Source organism: Cellulomonas sp. P5_C6, assembly GCF_054049635.1.
On the sequence record NZ_JBFULZ010000257.1, the window covers coordinates 1 to 4,813 of the forward strand.

Here is a 4,813-nt window from a genome sequence, read left to right on the forward strand (position 1 = left end):
GCGGACACCGGCCCCGCTGCTCGCCGTTCCCGGCGTCCGACCGCTCGACGGCGTCGGTCGCTGGGTCCCCGGCCGCACCGACCGCAACGGGGCACCCGCGCTCTGGACGACCCTCGTGYGGCCCGACAGGGCGCACTCGAGCGTGGTGGCGGCGATCGCGTGGGCCCCGCGGGGCAGCGTCGTCGCGCACCTCGTCCCCGGCACCGCCGAGCCCGTGCACGGCCCGATCGACACGGCCCGGGTGCCGGGGGCGGCCGTTCCGGACCTGGTGGCGACCTTCAACTCCGGGTGGAGATCGAGGGACATCACAGGCGGCACGTACGTCGGGGGGACGGCACTGCGCCCGCTGGTCTACGGCCAGGCGTCCGCGGTGATCGACGACACCGGCGCGCTGGACGTCGGCGTCTGGGGACGGGACGCGACCATGGGACCGCACGTGCAGGCCGTCCGACAGAACCTGGAGCTGATCGTCGACGGCGGGCAGGTCGTCGACGGGCTGACCTCGAACCGCGACGCGCGGTGGGGCAGCAGCCAGAACCAGCTGCAGTACACCTGGCGCTCCGGTCTGGGCGTCGACGCGGGCGGGAACCTCGTCTACGTGGCGGGTGACGGCTTGACCCTCCAGACGCTGGCGATCGCATTGCACTCGGCCGGAGCCCAGCGCGCGATGGAGCTCGACATCCACCCCGGCAAGGTCATGTTCGCGTCGTGGGCGCCCGGCCCCGCGGGCACCGACATGCACTCGCAGAAGCTCTTGCCCGCCATGCCGTCGACGCCTGACCGGTACCTGGCGCCGGACCAGCGCGACTTCTTCTACCTCACCCTCCGCTGAGCCACCGCACGACCGAGGAGCACCATGACACTCGTCGGCACCACCGCTCACGAGCCCGCGCCGCCCACGGCCTCGCGGTACCCGGGGACGGTCGGCGCGCTGGTCACGACGGCCCGACCTCGGCAGTGGCTCAAGAACGTGCTGGTGCTCGCTCCGGCCGCTGCCGCGGGGACGCTGCTCGACCCCGCTGTCGCCGGACGCGCGCTCGCGGCGTCGGGCGTCTTCGTCCTGGCATCGGCCGGGGTGTACCTGGTCAACGACGCCCGCGACGTCGCCGCCGACCGACTCCACCCGACGAAGTCGCTGCGCCCGGTTGCCTCCGGCCGGTTGGCCCCGGGGACCGCGCTGCGGGCCGGGCTCGTCGCGGCTGCGCTCGCCCTGGTCGCGTCGGCCGCGCAGGGCCCGATGGTGGTGGGCGCGGTCCTCGCGTACCTCGCGCTGACCACCGCGTACAGCGTGTTCCTCAAGCGGATCGCGGTCGTCGACATCCTGGTCGTCGCCCTGGGCTTCGTGCTGCGGACGGTCGGCGGCGGGGTGGCCGCCGGGGTCCCGTTGTCCAGCTGGTTCATCCTGGTCGCCCTCTTCGGTTCGCTGTTCCTCGTCGCCGCGAAACGGCTGGCGGAGGTCACCCGGTCCGGTGCGACCGACGGCGCGCGCGCCGTACTCAGCGCGTACCCGGTGTCGTGGCTGCAGCAGGTGGTGACCCTCGCACTCACCGCGACGGTCGTCACCTATGCCACGTGGGCCCTGCAGTACCAGGCCGGCGACGTGGCCATGCCGATGCTGGCCGCGTCCGTCGCCCCGTTCCTCGCCGTCCTGCTGCGGTACAGCCTCCTGGTCGCGCAGGGCGGTGGCGAGGAGCCCGAGCGGCTCCTGACCCGCGATCCTCTGCTGCTGGTCGTGGCGGCGATCTGGGGCGCCCTGGTCGGCGCGGCGCTGTACCTCGCATGACCGGCCGTCGGGAGGAGGTCGCATGAGGGTGCTGCTGGTCGAGGACGAGCTGCCGCTGGCGGACGCCGTCAGCCGGGCGCTCGTCGCGGAGGGCATCAACGTCCACGCGGTGCACAACGGCGAGGACGGCCTGTGGGCCGCGACCGAGGGCACCTACGACGCGATCGTGCTGGACATCATGCTGCCCAAGCTGAACGGGTACCGGGTGGTCGAGCTCCTGCGCGAACGCTCCGTGTGGACCCCCGTGCTGATGCTCACGGCCAAGGACGGCGAGTACGACCAGGCCGACGCGTTCGACCTCGGCGCGGACGACTACCTGACCAAGCCGTTCTCGGTCGTCGTCCTGGTGGCGCGTCTGCGCGCCCTGGTGCGTCGGGGGGCGCCGGCCCGGCCCGCCGTCCTGAGCGCCGGTGGTCTGCGGCTGGATCCGGCCCGCCGGTCGGTCGACCGCGGCGAGACTCCGATCCGGCTCACGGCGCGGGAGTACGGGCTGCTCGAGTACCTCATGCGGCACAGCGGCGACGTCGTCACCAAGTTCGAGATCCTCGAGGCGGTCTGGGACGCGAACTATGACGGCGACCCCAACGTGGTCGAGGTCTACATCGGCTACCTGCGCCGCAAGGTCGACGCTCCGTTCGCCTGCCGGTCCATCCAGACGGTCCGTGGGCTGGGTTACCGGCTGGCCGTCGACGCCGGGTGAGCGACCGGGTCGTCGGCCGGCGGGGGCGACGCGGGCAGGACCAGACGCAGTCGAGCTCCCAGCGGTCCTCGTCCCTCCCAGTCGAGGGGTTCGACGACCGTCACGTCACCCCCGGCCGACCGGGCGATCCCGCGGGCGATCGGAAGGCCCAGGCCCGTTCCGCCGGTGCCTCGGGCGCGGCTCTCGTCGATCCGGAAGAAGCGGTCGAACACCCGCTCCCGCTGCGCCGCCGGGATCCCGACGCCGTCGTCGCTGACCTCCAGGACTGCCGAGCCCCCCTCGGCCCGCAGCCGCATCAGCACCGCCGAGCTCGCGTGGGTCGCCGCGTTGTCGGCGAGGTTGCGGACCGCCCGGACGAGGTGGGCGTGGTCTCCCGTGACGCGCACGGACCTGATGTCGAGCTCGACGCGCAGGTCCGTGACGACCCGGAGCCTGCTCGCCTCCTCAGCGACGACGTCATCCAGGTCCACGTCCTCGACGGTGCGCTCCCCGCCACGCTCGTCGCTGCGGGCGAGCTCGAGCAGGTCGTCGACGAGCCGCTCGAGCCGCGCTCCCTCCGCGAGGATCACACCGGACGCGGTGTACCAGCCCAACGTCTCGGGGTGCGCTCTGGCCACCTCCGCCGTCGCGCGGATCGTCGTCAGCGGGCTGCGCAGCTCGTGCGAGGCGTCGGCGACGAACTGACGCTGGCTCGCAGCCGAGCGGGCGAGCCGGTCCAGCATGAGGTTCATCGTCTCGGCCAGGCGCTGGATCTCGTCGTCGGACGCCGGTACCGGCACGTGCTCGTCCAGGTCTCGGGCGGAGACCTCGCTGACGCGTCGGCGGATCGACTCGACGGGTGCCAGCGCCCGGCCCGCCATCCAGTAGGTGACGCCACCCGTGATGACGAGCACGAGCGGGATGCCCGCCAGCAGCAGAGCTACCGTCGCGTCGGTGGTCCGCGACACCGTCTCGAGGCTCTGTGCGGCGATCACCGTCATGGCCCCGTCCGAGGCGGGGGCGGCCGATGCGACGACCACGTACGGCTCGGCCTCGTCGAACGCGAGACGGCCGATCTGCTCCACGACCCGCTGCCCGGGCCGCGGGTGCACGTCCCAGAGGGGCGGCTCGCCGGCGATCGCCGCGGACGAGGCACGGACCTGGCCCGCGCCGTCGACCACCTGCATCAGCGCGCGGTCGCCGAGGCTGCTGCTCACCTGCGTGAGGTCCACACCGTCGGGGCCGTCGTCGCCGACCTGGCTCGCGAGCTGCTGGACCTGCTGGTCGGCCAGCTGCGTCAGCCCACCCACCAGCTGCGCGCGCTGGGCGACGACAAGTGCCGCGGCTCCCGCGACCAGGGTGATCGCGACGGCTGCGGTGGCGATCAGGGCCGTGCGCACCTGCACCCGCCGGAACCACCGCCGGCTCCGCCCCGTCATGGTCCCGGTCCTCCCGTCGCGCGCGCCGCACGGCGGCGACGTCATCGCCACCACTGTGTCCCGTGCTTCCTGAGGTACGCCTGAGCATCGGGCTCAGGGCGTGCCCGCGGCGCGCGGGGCGAACAGGGTCACGGTCGTCGGTCGGCGCGCGGAGAGCACGACCCGGCCCCGCGCCTGCGCGCCGAGCCTCTGCGCCATGAGCAGGCCGATCCCGTGCCCCTGACCCGGGTCGTGCGGGCTGCTCAGGGGCCAGTCCCCGGCGAACTCGCCCTCGTCGAGCACGTCGAGGGCGACGACATCGTCCGTCTCCCCGCTGATCGCGTCCCGCAGCCGCAGCGTCACCGCCCCCGACCCGTGCAGGTCGGCGTTCTCGACGAGGACCTGGAGCACGTGCCGGACTGCCTCGGCCGACATCGCGATCCGCCACGGCCGGTCGTGATCGATCTCGAGGAGGAGCCGGCGACCCTGCGCGGCCAACGGGCCGGTCCATCGCTCCGCGGCGCGCCGGAGCTCGTCGGCCGCGTCCGTCGGGCCGCCGGTCGGGGCGGAGCGCGCGAGGTCCAGCAGATCGCGGACGCTCCGGTCGAGGTCGGCGACGTCCCGCACCGCCGCGGCGGCGGCCCGGCGCAGCTCGTCCGGGCTCCCGTCGATCGCCTCCTCGAGCCCCCACCGCACGCGGGTCAGTGGCGTCCGCAGCTGGTGGGAAGCCTCCGCGGCGAACGCACGCTCCCGGGTCAGGGCCTCGTCGACGGCGACGGCGGACGCGTTCATGCCCTGGGCGACCTCGTCCAGCTCGTCGATGCCCGAGAGCTCTGCCCGGGCCCGCAGGTCGCCGTCGGCGTGGGCCCTGGAGACCGCGGCCAGCGCTGCGACCGGCCTGCTCAGCCGCCGGGCGGCGCGGCGGGCGACCAG

General features: G+C 74.0%; 5 protein-coding genes. 3 read left to right on the plus strand and 2 right to left on the minus strand.

The features are described from left to right. From ACXJKG_RS19440 to ACXJKG_RS19450, 3 genes are all read left to right on the plus strand, one after another. The coding region (locus ACXJKG_RS19440) for a phosphodiester glycosidase family protein (protein WP_456847373.1) at positions 1 to 832 on the plus strand (832 nt) is incomplete at its 5' end. A 24-nt stretch (positions 833 to 856) separates the two neighbouring features. Continuing rightward, entirely contained in the window at positions 857 to 1,783 is a 927-nt protein-coding gene (locus ACXJKG_RS19445; protein ID WP_456847374.1) for a decaprenyl-phosphate phosphoribosyltransferase, read from the plus strand. 22 nt (positions 1,784 to 1,805) lie between these two features. Beyond that, positions 1,806 to 2,483: a response regulator transcription factor gene (locus ACXJKG_RS19450; RefSeq protein WP_456847375.1), complete on the plus strand. Its 678-nt coding sequence runs from the start codon at positions 1,806 to 1,808 to the stop codon at positions 2,481 to 2,483. On the opposite strand, the gene ACXJKG_RS19455 is transcribed toward ACXJKG_RS19450, so the two are convergent. Then, a complete protein-coding gene (locus tag ACXJKG_RS19455) occupies positions 2,456 to 3,901 on the minus strand; it encodes an ATP-binding protein (RefSeq protein ID WP_456847376.1) in 1,446 nt (481 codons plus the stop codon). The genes ACXJKG_RS19450 and ACXJKG_RS19455 overlap by 28 nt on opposite strands. A 93-nt stretch (positions 3,902 to 3,994) precedes the next feature. Beyond that, positions 3,995 to 4,813, minus strand: an 819-nt coding sequence (locus ACXJKG_RS19460) for a sensor histidine kinase (protein WP_456847377.1), incomplete at its 5' end; no start/stop codon positions are given.